The sequence below is a fragment of the Actinoplanes subglobosus genome, from assembly GCF_042650585.1.
Lineage (GTDB): Bacteria > Actinomycetota > Actinomycetes > Mycobacteriales > Micromonosporaceae > Actinoplanes > Actinoplanes subglobosus.
Genome location: NZ_JBHSBL010000005.1, coordinates 44,039 through 60,371 on the forward strand (window position 1 = coordinate 44,039; position 16,333 = coordinate 60,371).

The 16,333-nt window shown below is 71.8% G+C and carries 11 protein-coding genes; 6 read left to right on the forward strand and 5 right to left on the reverse strand.

The annotated features are described in order from the left end of the window. Positions 1–458: 458 nt before the first annotated feature. From ACFO0C_RS03805 to ACFO0C_RS03815, 3 genes are all read left to right on the forward strand, one after another. A complete protein-coding gene (locus ACFO0C_RS03805; protein WP_378065079.1) occupies positions 459–665 on the forward strand; it encodes a hypothetical protein in 207 nt (68 codons plus the stop codon). A gap of 662 nt (positions 666–1,327) precedes the next feature. Beyond that, on the forward strand, positions 1,328–6,193 hold the full coding sequence (locus ACFO0C_RS03810; RefSeq protein WP_378065080.1) for a hypothetical protein: 4,866 nt from the start codon (positions 1,328–1,330) through the stop codon (positions 6,191–6,193). An 82-nt stretch (positions 6,194–6,275) separates the two neighbouring features. Further along, positions 6,276–7,802, forward strand: coding sequence for an RNB domain-containing ribonuclease (locus tag ACFO0C_RS03815; RefSeq protein WP_378065081.1), 1,527 nt, complete (start codon positions 6,276–6,278; stop codon positions 7,800–7,802). Between the two features lie 296 nt (positions 7,803–8,098). Here ACFO0C_RS03815 and panB read toward each other — a convergent pair whose 3' ends face one another. Then, positions 8,099–8,929, reverse strand: a complete 831-nt coding sequence (panB, locus tag ACFO0C_RS03820) for a 3-methyl-2-oxobutanoate hydroxymethyltransferase (RefSeq protein WP_378065082.1) — start codon at positions 8,927–8,929, stop codon at positions 8,099–8,101. A 74-nt stretch (positions 8,930–9,003) separates the two neighbouring features. Beyond that, positions 9,004–10,734 (reverse strand): NAD+ synthase, encoded by a 1,731-nt coding sequence (locus ACFO0C_RS03825; RefSeq protein WP_378065083.1) that lies wholly within the window; start codon positions 10,732–10,734, stop codon positions 9,004–9,006. 113 nt (positions 10,735–10,847) lie between these two features. On the opposite strand from ACFO0C_RS03825, the gene glnA reads away from it, so the two are divergent. Further along, positions 10,848–12,200, forward strand: a complete 1,353-nt coding sequence (gene glnA, locus ACFO0C_RS03830) for a type I glutamate--ammonia ligase (protein ID WP_378065084.1) — start codon at positions 10,848–10,850, stop codon at positions 12,198–12,200. A 203-nt stretch (positions 12,201–12,403) separates the two neighbouring features. Here glnA and ACFO0C_RS03835 read toward each other — a convergent pair whose 3' ends face one another. Together ACFO0C_RS03835 and ACFO0C_RS03840 are read right to left on the reverse strand one after the other, a co-directional pair. Next, complete coding sequence (locus ACFO0C_RS03835; RefSeq protein WP_378065085.1) at positions 12,404–13,195, reverse strand: hypothetical protein; 792 nt, start codon at positions 13,193–13,195, stop codon at positions 12,404–12,406. Beyond that, a complete protein-coding gene (locus tag ACFO0C_RS03840) occupies positions 13,192–13,827 on the reverse strand; it encodes an RNA polymerase sigma factor (protein WP_378065086.1) in 636 nt (211 codons plus the stop codon). Before ACFO0C_RS03840 ends, ACFO0C_RS03835 begins: the two co-directional genes overlap by 4 nt. Positions 13,828–13,992: 165 nt before the next feature. Here ACFO0C_RS03840 and ACFO0C_RS03845 point away from each other — a divergent pair, with 165 nt between their 5' ends. Continuing rightward, complete coding sequence (locus tag ACFO0C_RS03845) at positions 13,993–14,418, forward strand: DUF350 domain-containing protein (protein WP_378065087.1); 426 nt, start codon at positions 13,993–13,995, stop codon at positions 14,416–14,418. A gap of 10 nt (positions 14,419–14,428) precedes the next feature. On the opposite strand, the gene ACFO0C_RS03850 is transcribed toward ACFO0C_RS03845, so the two are convergent. Then, a complete protein-coding gene (locus ACFO0C_RS03850) occupies positions 14,429–15,577 on the reverse strand; it encodes a low temperature requirement protein A (RefSeq protein ID WP_378065088.1) in 1,149 nt (382 codons plus the stop codon). 56 nt (positions 15,578–15,633) lie between these two features. Here ACFO0C_RS03850 and ACFO0C_RS03855 point away from each other — a divergent pair, with 56 nt between their 5' ends. Further along, on the forward strand, positions 15,634–16,326 hold the full coding sequence (locus tag ACFO0C_RS03855; RefSeq protein ID WP_378065089.1) for a helix-turn-helix transcriptional regulator: 693 nt from the start codon (positions 15,634–15,636) through the stop codon (positions 16,324–16,326). The last annotated feature ends 7 nt before the right edge of the window (positions 16,327–16,333 follow it).

The window sequence follows — 16,333 nt, forward strand, 5'->3', positions numbered from 1 at the left end:
ACGGGCGTATGCGTCCCTCGCCGTCTCATCACTTCTTCCCGTGGGCGCATCACTGTCCCGCGTGGGCCGCATCGCTGTCTCGCGTGGGCCTCAGTGCCTCGTGCGTAGGCTTCACGGCCTCGTGCGCGGGCCTCACTGCCCTGTGCTCCGGAGGCGTGCCCGCCTCTTGCTGGGGAGCGTGACCGCCTCTTGCCGGACGCGTCGCCGCCTCTTGCCGGACGCGTCGCCGCCTCTTGCCGGACGCGTCGCCGCAACTTGCTGGGCGCGTCGACGCAACTTGCGTGGATAGTCGTCGGCGACTTGCCGCAACCCAGCGGTTGGCGAAGAAGTGCCGGATTTGTTACTTGATGACCGGTTTACCCGAGTTGACGTCCTTTTTGTTCAGCTTAACAATGGGAATTTAGGACTTTTTGCCCGAATCGGTAGCGCTTGGCCGATTTTGGCGGCACAGTGATGGAATGAACGACAGTGGGCTGGGCGGGGCGGGCTATTTCTGGTGCCTCCGCGACCACCGGGTGGAGAGCGGCGACGACGTGTGCCCAGCTCAATACCGGCTCGGTCCCTACGGCACGGCAGACGACGCGACGCGGGCACTCGAGACCGTCGAGAAGCGCAATGCCGAGTGGGATGCCGAGGACGCCCGCTGGACAGGGGAAGCCAGCTGACGTAATCCGCCGCTCCGGCCGACCGAGCCGGAGCCGCGTGTCTCCCGGCGCGGACGTGCCCGCAGTCATTCGCAAGGAGGAACACCTCGATGCCCGCTGCCAAAAAGGCCTCGACCAGGCCCGCTGCCTCAGGCGCGGGCCCCCGACCCAGAACCACCCCAACCGGTACGGGCAACCGCACGACCGCCGCCACCCCCACCTCGGCCGCCACCCCAGCCACCACGCGCGCTGCCGCTGCCACCCGTGCCGGCGCTGCCGCTGCGAAGTCCCGCCCGGCCAAGGCCGGCGCCGCACCCTCGGCGAAGAGTCCAGCGGCGAAGGGCCTGTCCACGTCGGCCGCCGCACGTTCGGCCGCGGCGGGTAAGGCCGCCGCCGGCTCGCGTTCCGCCACGTCGGCTGCGGCGGGGAAGGCTTCGGCTGCCTTGCGTTCCGCCACGTCGGCTGCGGCAAGGAAGGCCTCGGCCGGCACCCGTTCGGCCGCGTCGGGTGCACGTTCGGTCCGAGCGGATAAGGCTTCGGCTGGCTCGCGCTCCGCCGCGCCGGCCGCACGTTCGGGTGTCGCGGGAAAGGCGTCGTCGGCTGCTCCGCGTTCTGCCGCGCCGACTGCGCGTTCTGCCGCGCCGTCTGCGCGTTCTGCCGCGTCGGCCAAGTCTGCGGCGACCGTGGGGAAGGCTGGCGGGCCGGCAACGGTCAGGCAGACCGCCAAGTCGCTGGCCGCTGGCAAGCCAGCTCTCAAGCAAGCCGCGGGGAAGCCGGCGTTGAAGGCCGCCTCTGGGAAAGAGGTCGCCGGCAGGCCGGTGGTGAAGCCGACCGTAGGCAAACAGGCCGCTGGCAGCCCGATCCTGAAGCAAGCCGCTGACATGCCGGCCGTGAAGCAGGCCGTGGGCAAGCAGACCGTGGGCAAGCAGACCGTCGGGCAACCGGGCACGACGACTCCGGCGGCCGGCCGCAAGGCTGTGGTCGCGCCGGTGGCGAAGGTTGCCGCGTCGGTGAAGAAGCAGGCCGCGACCGCTTCCCCTGGCCGTAAGGCGCCGGCGGCGGTCATCGTCAAGCCTCGGAACGCTGGTTCGGCGCGTGCCTCCGGGAACGATGCGAAGTCGGCACCCGTAGCGAGCCGTGCCGCACGGACGAACGCGTCGCCGGTTGCGTCGTCCGCCGGGAAACGGAACAGGTCCGCAGCTGACGTGGTGACCGTTTCCGCCAAAAGAGGTTCCGCTGGCGCGAACTCCGGTGCCGGAACGCGAGCCGCCAAGACGGGTGCGGTTGTCGCCACCAGGTCCGGTTCGAAGTCGGCGGCTTCGGTCGGACGGACCGCGCCGAGGCCGGCGACCCCGGCGGCGCGGGCCTCGAATTCCAGCAGCACCGTGACCGGGAAGGCCACGCCTCGGACGACCGCAGCCGTCAAGCCATCGCCCGTCAAGCCATCGCCCGTCAAGCCAGCGCCCGTCAAGCCAGCGCCCGTCAAGCCAGCGCCCGTCAGGCCCCTGGCCGTCAAGCCCCTGGCGGGGAAGGCTCTAGCCGGGAAGGTTTCGACCGGGAAGGTTTCGCCCGGAGCCGTCTCCGCGGGGAAGGGCACGGTCGGCGGGCCGACGGCGCGGCGACCGGTGGCGCAGCGGCCCGCGTCCGAGCCGATCGAAGTCAAGATTCCAGCGGGCCGGAAAGCCGGAAGCCGCGCTGCTACCGGCAATGAGCCCCTCAGCGCAAAGGGCGCCGGTAGGACGAACACGCACCGGGTCGTGGCCGCCGCCAAACCCACGGCCGCCTCCAAGATCGTCTCCACGGCGAAGGTCGCGGGCGCTGCCAAGGCCGCTTCCAGCGTTAAGGCCGCTTCCAGCGTTAAGGCCGCTTCCAGCGTTAAGGCCGCTTCCAGCGTTAAGGCCGTTCCCAGCGCCAAGGCCGTTCCCAGCGTTAAGGCCGCTCCCGAGGCCAGGACCGCGGCCGGATCCAAGACCGCTCCCGCTGCCAAGGGCGTTTCTGCCGGCAGGGGAAAGGCTGCATCCAAGGCCGTTCCCGCATCGAGGCCGGGGAACGCCACGAAGGTGGGGACCGCATCGAACACCCGAACGGGCAAGGCCGCCGCGCAGCGAGTCGGTGGGAAGGCTGCCGTCGAGGTGGCCGCCGCCAAGAAGCCTGCCGGGCGAACGGTGGCGGCGGCCGGAAAGACGGCTCGGGCCGTGTCGGCTCGCGCGTCCGCGGCGAACGGGGCCGGCGCCGGCCGGGCTGTCGCAGGCAAACCGGCTTCCGGGACCAGGACCACGGCGGGTAAGGACATCGCAGGGCGGGGGAAGACCCCCGCGGGGAAGGCCGGTGGCGACCGCACGACCGGGACTGCCGCTGGTGGGCGGGCTGCCGCCGGTAAGAGCGCGGTGAAGGGATCCGGCCGGAGCGTCGGCGGCGTGACCGTACCGATCGGGTCCAAGGCCGGTCCGGCCGTTCAGCGGCGGGCCGGTGGTTCCCGGAAGGTCGCCGCGGCCATGGGTAACCAGCCGAAGAACCGGGTGACCGTGCTCACCGGCGACAGCTGGGACGACGACGGCGACGAGCGGGAATCCGCCTACCTCGCCGGGCGGATGCGCCCGGACCAGGTGGCCTCCGGCCCGCAGGGCGACGTCGAAGAGGACGCGGTCGACACGGCGTCCGGCCCGAACGTGTCGTTCGTGGGTGGATGGTTCCCGCCGCATCGTGGACCGGTCCTGCCGGACGAGGACTCCGACCAGTGGGGAGCGGACCGGCCCGACCTGGAGGCGCTCGCAGCCGGCTCGGACGAAGCCGAACCTGACGACGACGAGGACGAGAGCCTTTCCGAGTACACCGGCCCGGCCGACGCTGTCGAATCCGGATGGGTGTCCACGCTCGCGCGGGTCTCCAGTGCTGACGGACGTGAACTCGACTCGGACGACGACACCGAGGACGACGAGTCCCCGGTCGCGGTCGCGGCCGGCGAGGACGAGCCGATCGGTGGTGCGGTGCTTCGCCCGTTCGGGGAGGGCGCGGACCTCGACGACGAAGTCGAGGCCGACGGACTCGAGGCCAACGAACTCGACGAGGACGAGGACGCCGACGAAGAGGACGAGGAGTACGACGACGAGGAGGCCGCGGAGGATGAGGGCTTCGACGCGGAGGTCGTACCCGCGCTGGTCGGTGGTTCTTCCGGGGAGATCGACGAGGAGTTCGCGGAGGACGAGGCGGACGAGCTCGACGAGGTGACGGCTCCCCGGGCCGGTACCTCCAGGAGCGCCGGAAGCCGGGCCGCGTCGGACGCCGCCGCCGGGAGTGGGGCCACGAAGCGGGCACCGGCTCGGGGCACGACGGCCAAGACCGCAGCCGGCAAGGCAGCCGGAGCCGCGAGGACGGCGGCCAAGGCAGCCGGTGCGGCGGCGACGGCGATCAAGACCACGGGTTCGCGTCGCGGTACCGCTCGGACCGACGGTACCTCCGCCACGGTCGCCGAGGAGACATCCGTGCAGACGGGGCGCCCGGCGGCGAAGGCTGCCCGGAGCGCGACCAGGACAGCCGGGACCAAAGCCGTCGGTACGACCGCTGGAACCGCCGCTGTCGGGGCCGCTACCGGGGAGAAGGCGGTCAAGGCGGTCGGGAGCACCGCGGGCCGGACGGCCGGAGGGAAGACGGCCGGGACCCGGATGACCGCGTCGAAGGCCGCCGGTACGAAGTCGACCGCGGCGAAGGCGGCCGGGACCGAAGCCACCACCACCAGGGCGAAGGCGACCGGGACCAGGGCTGCCGGCAGTGGGACGGCAGCGAAGGCCACCGGTGGCACGGCGGCTACGGCCGCGGGCAAGGCGACCGGTGCCCGGGCGACGAAGGCCACCGGTTCAACGGCGGCGAAGGCTGCGGGGACCAGGTCGGCTGGGGGCGCCGGGAAGGCGACGGGAAAGGCGACCGTTGCCAGGGCCGCCGGTGGAAAGGCGACCAAGGCGGGGACGACTCCGGCCAAGGCGACTGCAACCAAGGCGACTGCAACCAAGGCGACTGCGGCTAAGGCGACTGCGGCTAAGGCCGCTGGGACCAAGGCGACGGCCAGTAAGGCTGCTGGGGCCAAGGCCACGGGTGCGAAAGTGATGGCTGGTGCAGCCACGGGTGCTGGTACCCCGGCTGGGGCCAGGGCCGCAGGTGCCAAGAAGGCGGCTGCCGGTACGGCGGTATCCAAGACTGCGGCGGCGAGGACCGCCGCGAAGGCAGCCGGGACGAAGGTGGCGGCGAAGAGAGCAGCCGCTCCGGGGACTCCGGCTTCGGCGGCCAAGACTGCCGCAGCGAAGAAGACCGCGGCGAAGGTGGCTGCCGTCAAGTCGACCGGGACGAAGGCTACGGGCGCGAGTCCGGCCAGGGTGACTCCGGCCAAGGCGACGGCCGCCAAGGGGACTCCGGCTAAGGCGACGGCCGCCAAGGGGACTCCGGCCAAGAAAGCCGTGGCTAAGGCGACAGGGGCTGCCGCGGTTAAGACGACCGCTGCCAAGAAGGCTGCGGCCAAGGTTGCCGGGGCTACCCCGCGGGGAGGCGTGGCGGCGAAGAAGACCGCCGCGAAGGCCGCGCCCGTGAAGTCCACTACGGCCAGGGCCGCCGGGAAGTCGGTCGCGCCGAGTAAGGCGGCTGCGGCTACCAAGGTCGCGCCCGCGAAGGCTGCGGCCAAGGCGACAGGCGCCAGGACCGCCGGTGCGAAGGCCACGACGGCAAAGGCGGCTGCGGCTAAGACGACCGGGTCTCAGGCGACGGCCGCGAAGGCGCCTGGAACCAGGGCAGCCGGGGCCAAGGCCACTGCGACCAAGGCGACTGCGGTTAAGGCGACCGCAGCCAAGGCGACCGCGACCAAGGCGACCGCAGCCAAGGCAACTGTGGCTAAGGCGAGCGGGACCAAGGCGACTGCGGCTAAGGCGACTGCGGCTAAGGCGACTGCGGCCAAGGCGACGGCAGCCAAGGTAACTGCGGCTAAGGCGAGCGGGACCAAGGCGACGGCGGGTAGGGCAGCTGCCGGGAAGGCGACGCCCGCGGCGAAGGCGCGCACGGCGTCTGGAACGAAGGCGGCCTCTGCTGGGGCGACGAAGGCAGCGGGAGGTAAGGCGGCAGCAACGAAGGCCGCGGGCACGAAGGCCACGGGTGTGCAGGCCACGGCGGCGAGCGTCAAGACGACCGGGCCCAAGGTGGCTGCTGCCAAGGCGACCGGGGCAAAGGCGACCGGCGCAAAGGCGACCGGCGCAAAGGCGATCGGGGCAAAGGCGGGGAACCTGAACGCGGCGGGCAAGGCTGTCGCGGGCAAGGTCACGACGGCCAAGGCGGGCGGGAACGCGGCCAAGAAGGCCGGCAGCACCGCTACCACGGCCGGGAAGTCTGCCGCGGCGAGCGGGAACGCGGCGAAAGCGGGCGGGAACGCGGCCAAGGCGACTCGGGCTTCGCGGAGTTCGGGGGTCAATTCGGGGACCTCTGGGCGTACGCCGGGAAGTGCTCGAACCGCACGCAACACGCCCCGCGGTGAGCCGGTGCAGGCTTCGCGCTCGGTGGGGCGCCGGCGCTGATCGGCGGATCGTGAGCGCGCTGTCGTGGGTGGGGACACCCCGGCAGCGCGCTCGTCGTCGTTACGGCTGGTAGGAATGACCCGTGCCGATCAAACGGGTGGTGGCGCCGCAGATCGACTTCTCGGGGCTGCGGCGGGAGCTGGGATTGCCGGACGAGTTTCCGGAGGCGGTGCTCGCCGAGGCGGCGGAGGCGGCCCGGGATACTTCGATGCCCCGGGCGGATCGTGGTGGCATCGAGTTCGTGACGATCGATCCGGCGTCGTCCAGGGATCTCGACCAGGCCATGCATCTGAGCCGGCGGTCCGGTGGCGGCTATCGGGTGCACTATGCGATCGCTGACGTCGCCTCCTATGTGCGGCCGGGTGGGCCGTTGGAGGCGGAGAGCTGGGTCCGGGGCCAGACCGTCTATCTGCCGGACGGGCGGGTTCCGTTGCATCCGCCGGTGCTGAGCGAGGATGCGGTCAGCCTGCTGCCGGGCGGCGATCGGGCCGCTGTCGTGTGGACGATCGATCTGGACGGTGACGGGGAGACCGTGGCCGTCGGTGTCGAGCGGGCGCGGGTTCGCAGCCGGGCGAAACTGGATTATGCGGGTGTGCAGCGGCAGATCGACGCGGGGACGGCGCCGGAGATGCTGACGCTGCTGCCGGAGATCGGCGGGATCCTCGCGCGGCGGGCCGCTGACCGGGGTGCGGTGAACCTTCCGCTGCCGTCGCAGGAGGTCGAGCGGGGCAGTGACGGCTGGCGGCTGGTGCTGCGGGCGCCGCTGCCGGTCGAGGAGCACAACGCGCAGATCTCGCTGCTCACCGGCATGGCCGCGGCGCGGATCATGCTGGGTGCCGGGATCGGGCTCCTGCGGACCATGCCGTCACCCAAGCCGGAGGCGGTCGAGAAGCTGCGGGCCGCCGCCGGTCCGCTGGGTATCGTCTGGCCGGACGGCGCCCGCGTCGGCACGGTCATCGCCGCCGTCGACCCGGCGGATCCCCGTGGCGCGGCCTTCCTCGGCCAGGCCGCCGAGTTGCTGCGCGGCGCGGCCTACACCGCGTTCGGTGTGGCTGCCCCGGTCGCGCCGGGCCGTGGCGGCGACTCCGGATCGGCGGTGGCCGGCGGCCGGGCCGGGAGCGGTCCGGCCGGGCGGCCGGAGGGTGGGGCCGAGATCCTGGGAGTGCCGGCGGATGCTGGGCACGGTGGCGTCGGGGCGCCGTATGCGCATGTCACGGCACCTCTGCGGCGGCTCGCCGACCGGTATGCGACGGAGGTCTGCCTGGCGGTGACCGAGGGGCGGGCGGTTCCCGGGTGGGTCGTGGACGCTCTGCCCCGGCTGCCCAGGGCGATGTCGACGACCGACCGGGTTGCGGGGGCCGCCGACCGCGGGGCCATCGACCTGGCCGAGGCGGTGCTGCTGCAGGGGCGGGTCGGTGAGGTGTTCGAGGCGGCGGTGCTGGACCGGGACGAGGCGAACGGTAAGCGGCCGGCCGGCGGGACCATCGCCCTGGACGAGCCGGCGGTGCGAGCCAAGTGCCTCGGTGACCTGCCGCTGGGGGAGCGGGTTCCGGTCCGCCTGACGGCGGCCGACCCGGTGAGCCGGACGGTCCGGTTCGAGCGGGCCTGAGCGAGGCGCGGTCCGGTTGACGGCGGACGGTCCGGTTCGAGCCGGCCTGAGCAAGGCGCGGTCCGGCTGACGGCGGACGGTCCGGCCTGAGCGAGGCGCGGTCCGGCTGACGGCGGACGGTCCGGCCTGAGCGAGGCGCGGTCCGGGAAGCGGGCGGATGCCGCCCGCGGGACCGGGTGGAAATCGGATGGGCGCAGTCGTCCGGGCGAGGGTCGTGGCCGCGCGGGACGGAGGCGGCAGGGCGGGACGGGGTCCGCTGTGGTCGGGAGGTGCGGACCCCGTACCGGATGAAGGGTTTAGAAGGTGTGCTCCGCGGCGGGGAACTCGCCGTTGCGGACCTCGTCGGCGAATTGTCGCGTCGCCTCGGTGAGGGCGCCGGACAGGTCGGCGTAACGCTTCACGAAGCGCGGCGCCTTGCCGGTGCGCAGCCCGGCCATGTCCTGCCAGACCAGGACCTGGGCGTCGGTGTCGGGGCCGGCGCCGATGCCGACGGTGGGGATCGGCAGCTCCTTGGTGATCTGTTTGGAGACCTCGCCGGGGACCATCTCCAGCACCACGGCGAACGCGCCCGCGTCGGCGACCGCCCGGGCGTCCGAGATGACCTCGGCACCCTCGTTCTCCCGGCCCTGGACGCGGTAGCCGCCGATCGCGTGCTCGCGCTGCGGCGTGAAACCGACGTGCCCCATCACCGGGATGCCGGCGCCGGTGATCGCCTCGATCTGCGGTGCCATCCGGCGGCCGCCCTCGAGCTTGACCGCGTGGCAGCCGCCCTCCTTCATGAACCGGACGGCGGTGCGCAGCGCCTGGGTCGGGCCCTCCTCGTAGCTGCCGAACGGCAGGTCACCGACGATCAGCGCGGTCTTCGTCGCCCGGACCACCGCGCGGACCAGCGGCAACAGCTCGTCGACGGTGACCGGGACGGTGGTCTCGTAGCCGTAGACGTTGTTGGCGGCCGAGTCGCCGACCAGCAGCACCGGCACGCCGGACTGGTCGAAGATCTGCGCCGTGTACATGTCGTAGGACGTGAGCATCGGCCAGCGGTCGCCGCGGACCTTGGCGTTGAGCAGGTCACGGGTGCGGACCCGGCGGGTCGGCGGGCCACCGTACAGGGTGGGGATCTCAGACATGGTGCTTCTCCTCCCTCGAGGCCGCGCGAGTGCGGTCCCCGGGTCCGCACATCGTCGCACCGTTATCCGGGCTTTCAAACACCCTCACGAAACAGGTTGGTAATAGGGAGACGACGATCACGGCCGAACGCCTTGCCGGAGATCTTGGTGCCGGGGGCCGACTGACGCCGCTTGTACTCGGCCAGGTCGATCATGCGGAGGGTACGGTCCACCAGCTCCGGGTCGTTGCCGGCCGCGATCAGCTCGTCGCGACCGAGGTCCTGGTCGACGTAGCCCTTGATGATCGGGTCGAGGATCTCGTAGTCGGGCAGCGAGTCCGAGTCCTTCTGATCCGGGCGCAGCTCGGCGCTGGGTGCCTTGGTGATCGAGTTCTCCGGGATCGGGGGCGTGCCGGGCTGCGTGTTCCGCCACCGTGCGAGCTGCCACACCATGGTCTTCGGCACGTCCTTGAGCGGATTGAACCCGCCGACCGAATCGCCGTAGAGCGTCGAGTAGCCGACCGCCAGCTCGCTCTTGTTTCCGGTGGTCAGGACCAGGTGCCCCTCCTGGTTGGAGAGCGCCATCAGGATCACGCCGCGGACCCGGGCCTGCAGGTTCTCCACGGCCAGGCCGGACAGCGACATGTTCGCCAGGAACGCGTCGACCATCGCCTGGATCGGCTCGGTGCGGTAGTCGAGGCCGGTGCGCTTGGCCAGGTCGGCGGCGTCGTCCTTGGAGTGGTCGGAGGAGTAGCCGCTGGGCAGCGAGACGCCGACCACCCGCTCCGGGCCGAGGGCGTCGACGGCGATCGCGGCGACCACCGCCGAGTCGATGCCGCCGGACAGGCCGAAGACCACCGAGCGGAACCGGTTCTTGTCCACATAGTCGCGCAGGCCCAGGACCAGGGCGGACCAGATCTCCGCGGCGTCCTCGGCGCGCTCGGCGATGCCGGCTTTCCGGACGTCGGCGGGCGGGGTCAGGACGACGTCGGTCGCCACCCGGTCGATCGCGAGTGCCGTGGGCCCGTCCGCCGGTTCCTTCAGATCGAGTTCGAGATCGTGTACGAGCAGCTCCTCGCTGAACTGCGCGGTGCGGGCGAGCAGTTCCCCGGTCTCCGAGACGATCATCGAGTCGCCGTCGAAGACCAGCTCGTCCTGCCCGCCGACCATGTTGACGAACGCCACGGCGGCCCCCGCCTCCACGGCCCGCCGCTGGACGAGCGCCAGCCGCACATCGTCCTTGTTCAACTCGTACGGCGACGCGTTGATGTTGACCACCAGGCCCACCCCGGCCTGCCGGGCGGCGGTGAACGGCCCACCGGCCTGCCAGATGTCCTCGCAGACGGTGAGCGCCACGTCGACCCCGCCGAGCCGGACCACGGTCAGCGTGTCACCGGGCTCGAAGTAGCGGTCCTCGTCGAAGACGCCGTAGTTGGGCAGGTGGTGCTTGTAGTAGGTGGCGACCACCTCGCCCCGGTGCAGCAGCGCGGACGCGTCGCGCCGGCCGCTGCCGGGGACCGCGTCGGAGCTGATCGCCGGCGGGCCGTCGGCGTCCACGTAACCGACCACGACGGCCAGCTCGCCCAGGCCGTCGGCGGCCAGGTCGGCGGCGAGCGCCCGGAGCGCCTGCCGGGACGCCTCGACGAACGAGTTGCGGAAGACGAGGTCCTCGATCGGATAGCCGGTCAGCATCATCTCGGGGAAGGCGACCAGATGCGCGCCGGCGTCCGCCGCCTCCCGGGACCAGCGCCGGACCGACGCCGCGTTGCCGCGAATGTCACCGACTGTCGAGTTCACCTGAGCGAGAGCGATCCGCAACGTGGGCATGCCCCTCATTGTTCCCCCAAGCCGGGTCTTCGGATCCCGACCCGGGCCGACGTCACAGGTGATGGTCAGCGTAGTCTCGGCTCGATAGGTAGACCTCCGAACGAGGGGTGGCAGTGGACCGACAGCAGGAGTTCGTGCTTCGCACGCTCGAGGAGCGCGACATCCGTTTTGTCCGCCTCTGGTTCACCGACGTGCTGGGCACGCTGAAGAGCGTGTCCGTGGCTCCGGCCGAGCTGGAGTCCGCCTTCGAGGAGGGCATCGGCATCGACGGCTCGGCGATCGAGGGCTTCGCCCGGGTCTACGAGTCGGACATGGTGGCCATGCCCGACCCCACCACGTTCCAGGTCTTCCCGTTCGAGGGCGGTGTCTCCGGTGAGAGCGCCCGGATGTTCTGCGACATCCTGCTGCCCGACGGCAGTGCCGCCTGGGCCGACCCGCGCCACGTGCTGCGCCGCGCCCTCGCCAAGGCCGCCGAGAAGGGCTTCACCTTCTACACCCACCCCGAGGTCGAGTTCTTCCTGATCCAGGACGGGGCCAACGACGGGTCCGTGCCGATCCCGGTCGACACCGGCGGTTACTTCGACCACACCACCCACGCGGTGGCCCGTGACTTCCGTCGCCAGGCCGTGCTCGCCCTGGAGCGGATCGGCATCTCGGTCGAGTTCAGCCACCACGAGGTCGCGCCCGGCCAGCAGGAGATCGACCTGCGCTACGCCGACGCCCTCACCACCGCCGACAACATCATGACGTTCCGGCACGTGGTCAAGGAGGTGGCGCTCTCCCAGGGCGTCAAGGCCACCTTCATGCCGAAGCCGTATACGGATCAGCCCGGCTCGGGCATGCACACCCACCTGTCGCTGTTCGAGGGCGAGCGCAACGTCTTCTACGACAGCGAGGACCCGCAGAAGCTGTCGAAGACGGCACGGTCGTTCATCGCCGGTCTGCTGGTGCACGCCCGGGAGTACACGGCGGTCACCAACCAGTGGGTCAACTCGTACAAGCGGCTGTTCCCGCTGCAGTTGCCGGACCGGATCACCGAGTCCCCGGCGTTCGTCAGCTGGGGCCACCTCAACCGGTCGGCGCTGGTCCGCGTCCCGGCGTTCGGCAAGCCCAACTCGGCTCGCGTCGAGGTGCGCTCGATCGACTCGGCCGCCAACCCGTACCTGGCCTTCGCGGTCATGCTCGGCGCCGGCCTGAAGGGCATCGAGGAGGGGTACGAGCTGCCCCCCGGCGCCGAGGACGACGTGTGGTCGCTGTCCCCGGCCGAGCGCAAGGCCGCCGGCTACGAGGCGCTCCCGGAGAACCTGTCCGAGGCGATCGACGTGATGGCCGGCTCCGAGCTGATCGCCGAGGTGCTGGGCGAGCACGTCTTCGATTTCTTCCTGCGCAACAAACGGGCCGAGTGGGAGCAGTTCCGCCGCGAGGTCACCCCCTACGAGCGCCAGCGGTACCTCGGCGCGCTGTAACAGCCGTACCGGAAAGGGCCTTCCCGTGATCGGGAAGGCCCTTTCCGTCTGTGCGGCGCCAGGCGGCGACGGTGTCCGAGCCGTCACCGCCTGGCTGGTGCGGTTGCCGGGCGCTGGGTGGGGGCGACCCTAACCGGCAACCGACCGCTAAAGGCACCCGGCGGACCGCCCGTTCCCCAGATCCGGTCCGCCGGGTGCCGGCTTCATCTGCGCGGCCCCGGTGTGTTGCTGGGGCTCGCGCTCGCGCTCGGCCGTGGTTTCGGCGACCACTGGCCGCCGCTGTCCGGGCGCTGCTCGTCGTTCCTGTCGCCCTCGGAGCCCCCGGTGTCACCCTCGAAGCCACTGCCCGGATAGTCCGGGCGGGGGCTCGACGTGCTTCCGAAGGCGCTGCTGCCGGGGCTGTTGCGGGGACGGCTGCCGCAGAACTGCTCGACCCGCTCCCGGTCCTTCTCGCCGGCCCGTTTCACCAGCTCGCCGAAGCGGCCGTCGTTGAGCGCACGGGTGCGGGTGTCCCGGTCGTGGAGGTTGAACTCCTGGCAGAGCTCGCTCACCCGGTCCGGGTGGATCGTGGGGGTGGCGGCGGGCTGCGGCACGGTGGAGGTCGCCTGCTTCGGCGTCTCCGCGGCCGTCCGGCTCGCCGGGGTGGAGACGGTGGGGGTGTCGTCGCCGAGCGGACCCGGCAGGGCGCCCGTGTTCGCCGCCAGGGCCACACCGCCGATCGTCGCCGACGTGCCGAGCGCGACCACCGCGACCTTGAGGGTGAGCAGCCGGGCCACCGCCGACCGGAGCAGTCCGGAACGCCGTCGCGGCGCGGGGGCGAGCCCGGCGGCGCGGAAGGCCGCCATCACGTCGGCCTCCCCGGCCAGCTCGCGGGCCGTGGCGGGCGCTGCCGCCGCCGCCAGCACCGGCTCGAGCGGGTGCCCGGTCCGGTCGCCGCGCAACAGGCGGTCGGCGGTCCTCCGGTCCATCTCGCTCCACTCCTCGGGGCTGGTCATCTCATCTCCTTCAGCGCCGCGGTCGCCGAAGTTGTCACCGGGTCGGTCCAGGAGACCGGCCGGTGCTGTTCCGGCGGGCGTTGCGGTGCCTCCGGAGGCAGCCGCGCGGCGAGCTGTTTGAGCCCGCGATAGGCGGCGGTACGGACCGCGCCGGCCCGCCTCCCGAGGATCCTGCCGGTGGTCTTGGCGTCCAGCCCGACCACCACCCGCAGCATCACCGCCTCGGCCTGCTCCGGCGGCAGCGTCGCGATCAGTGCCAACGCCGCGTCGGTGGTGACCAGCTCCATGGCCCGGTCGGCGGTGTCGTCGGCGGCGCTCAGCTCGGTCAGATATTCGACCGGGGCGCTCGCCTGCGGCCGGCGGCGCTGGGCCCGCAGCAGGTCCATGGCGCGGTGCCGGGCGATGGTGGCGGTCCAGCCCCGGAACCCGTCCCAGTCGCCGGAGAAGGTCCGCAGGTCGCGGGCGATCTGGAGCCAGGCCTCGGAGGCGACGTCCTCGGCGTCCTCGGCGACCAGCACGCGCAGGTAGCGCAGCAGGGCCGGCTGCTGGGTGCGGTAGAGAAGGCGGAACGCCGCCTCGTCACCACGCTGAGCCGCCTGCACGACGGCGTCGAGGCCCTCCGGTGCCACCATCCAACGACCTCCGCGCCTCACATCGGCCCCGCACACCGCATGCGGGCTCCCCTGGTACAGCGCCGGGTGATGAAAAAACGTCACCGTGGCGTCAGGCGTCCGATCGACTCGGTAGATCCGCTCCGATACGGTCTTGTGCGGACCACATCTGACTAGGGAGAAGTCGTGCTGGAAGATCTGCTCGCGGGTGCCGGGCGCAGCATAGTGTTCGGCGGTATCGGCATCGGGTTGATGGCTGTCGGGTTCGTTCTGATCGACGTGCTCACTCCCGGCAAGCTGCGGGACCTGATCTGGGTGGAGCGCAACCCCAATGCGGCGCTGCTGCTGGCGGCCAACCAGCTGGGCATCGCCGCGATCGTCTTCACCTCGATCTTCACCACCTACGACTCGTTCGGCCAGGGGCTCGCCTCGACCGCTCTCTTCGGCCTGATCGGCATCGCCATCATGGGCCTGGCCTTCCTGGTGCTCGACTGGCTGACCCCGGGCAAGCTCGGCGAGGTCATCTGCACCCAGGACCGGCACCCGGGCGCCCTGGTCAGTGCCGCCTCCCACTTCGGCGCGGCCCTGATCGTCTGCGCCTGCATCTCCTGACCCGCCCGGCTCACGCGCCGCGACCGAAGTCGCCGATCGCGCCGGCGGTCCCGAGCCGGCGGATCCGGGGCATGTCCTCGGCGATCGCCCCGGCCGCCAGGATCACCGGGACCACCGCGAGCTGGGCCACCGCGACCAGGTGTCCCAGCGGTACGACCGCAAGCACCAGCACGGCCGCGGCCAGCCGGTACGCGGCACCGGGAATCCCGAGCAGCCGCAGGAAGGCGGCGTGGCCGACGAGGTAGAGGGCCACGCCGCCGGAGAGCGCGACCGCCGGCCCCCAGTGCAGCGGCTCGAAGGCGTGACCCACCGTCTTCTTGATGCCGACCGCCGCGACGACGATGCCGAGCAGCATCGGCAGGTGTGCGTAATACCACCCGTTCAGAGCGAGACGGGCCCGCCGGGCCGGTTCGGCCGCACCGGCCAGCACGTGCTCGGCCCGCTTGTCGTCGCCGGCGAAGTAGAACCACCACAGGTAGTAGGCGATGCCCAGGGCCAGCACGGCGACCAGGATCGCCCCGCCGTCCAGGTGCACCTCGCGGAAACCCAGGCCGATCGCGATGATCGACTCACCGATCGCGATGATCATGACGAGGCTGTGCCGCTCGACGAAGTGGCCGGCGGTGATCGAGTGCATCTCGGCCGGGTGCACGTAACCCGCGACGATCTGCACCAGCGGTGCCGCGGCCCAGCACAGGTGCCGCCACGGCTCGGGCAGCAGACCACCGGTGAGCACCAGGACGGCGGCCAGCAGGTTGAGCGGACCGAGGACGCGCATCATCCGGCGGGCGGCCGGGCCGGCCTGCAGGAACAGCACCAGGTGCACGGCGTTCACCACCACGTAGCTGGCCCCGAAGATCCAGCCGTACTCCCCGAACGCCTCGGGTACCGCCAGCGCCATGACCAGGAAACCGGCCATCCCGGCGAGCAGCAGCGTCCGCCGGGTCGTGGTGGTCGGCGCGACGGCGTTCGTCAGCCAGGCGTAACCCGAATACATCCACCAGATCACGAAGAGGATCAGCGTCACGTCGAGCAGGCCGGCCGGGGACAGATCGTGCGCGAGGGCGTCGGCGAGCTGGGTGACCGTGAAGACGAAGACGAGGTCGAAGAACAGCTCCAGAGTGGAGACCCGGATGGCCGCGGACGGCTGCTGCGTCATGGGGCGCAGCCTAGGACAGCGCCGGTTCTGTCGTACCCCCGCTTTAGGCTCGTGGGGTGAATCGAACCGATCGGCTGTATGCGCTCGTCGAGGAGCTGAGGGCGATCGCTCCCCGGCCACGCAGTGCCCGCTGGCTGGCCGAGCGGTTCGAGGTCAGCGTGCGGACCGTCGAGCGTGACATCTCCGCGCTGCAGCAGTCCGGCACCCCGATCTGGGCCGAGACCGGCCGCACCGGTGGCTACTGCCTGGATCGCGCGCACACCCTGCCGCCGGTCAACCTGACGCCGGAGGAGGCGGTGGCCATGGCGCTCGCCCTGCGCAGCATGGCCGGCAGCCCGTTCCGGCAGCCCGCGGCCAGTGCCCTGCGCAAGGTGCTCGCCGCGATGCGCCCGGAGGACGTGGCGGCCGCGCACGACCTGGCCGCCCGCATCCAGCTGGCCGGTGACACGACGCCGATGACCCTGCCCCGCCTGGCCGGTGGCCCGCTGCCGGTCGGCTGCGTGCTGCGGATCGGCTATGCCGACAAGGCCGGCGCGGTGACCCTGCGCGACATCGAGCCGCTGGGCTATGTCGGGGTCAACGAGCGGTGGTATCTGATCGCCTGGTGCCGGCTGCGCGAGTCGGTGCGGGTGTTCCGGGCCGACCGGATCAGCTCGGTGACGCCGACCCGTGAGCCGGCGCCACCGCGATCGCTCAGCGAGGCCGGTGTGCGGATCCCGCACCGGCTGCGCCCGCTGAGCCTGACCTGACCCGGCG

Coding starts and splice junctions, on each gene's coding strand:
- panB (WP_378065082.1), bottom strand. CDS start 8,929: ATGTCTGAGATCCCCACCCTGTACGGTGGCCCGCCGACCCGCCGGGTC.
- ACFO0C_RS03825 (WP_378065083.1), bottom strand. CDS start 10,734: ATGCCCACGTTGCGGATCGCTCTCGCTCAGGTGAACTCGACAGTCGGT.
- ACFO0C_RS03850 (WP_378065088.1), bottom strand. CDS start 15,577: ATGACGCAGCAGCCGTCCGCGGCCATCCGGGTCTCCACTCTGGAGCTG.
- ACFO0C_RS03805 (WP_378065079.1), top strand. CDS start 459: ATGAACGACAGTGGGCTGGGCGGGGCGGGCTATTTCTGGTGCCTCCGC.
- ACFO0C_RS03835 (WP_378065085.1), bottom strand. CDS start 13,195: ATGACCAGCCCCGAGGAGTGGAGCGAGATGGACCGGAGGACCGCCGAC.
- ACFO0C_RS03840 (WP_378065086.1), bottom strand. CDS start 13,827: ATGGTGGCACCGGAGGGCCTCGACGCCGTCGTGCAGGCGGCTCAGCGT.